The 249-nt window shown below is 39.8% G+C and carries 1 pseudogene; it reads left to right on the top strand.

What is annotated here, in order from left to right:
• Positions 1-249: pseudogene (locus ACYP03_RS27290) on the top strand (anti-phage dCTP deaminase); the annotation flags it as partial.

Genomic DNA, 249 nt, shown 5'->3' with positions numbered 1-249 from the left:
AGACATATCCAAAACAGGCGATCCCAAGAGCTTGTAATTGGTCTATGTGGTGCCATTGGCTCTGGTGTCAAAGCATTAAAAGAAACCTTATCCAGTGTGTTAATTAAATCCGGTTACGAGATTCATCATATCAGAATAAGTGATTGTATCAGTGAGATAAGTGGCGGTAACCTTGCCTCGTTAAAAGGTTATGAACGCTATAAGAAGCTACAAGATGCTGGTGATAAGCTCAGGAAGATTCACAAAAAC

The sequence above is a fragment of the Photobacterium sp. R1 genome, assembly GCF_054600795.1.
This window is presented reverse-complemented; position numbering and strand designations above follow the sequence as displayed.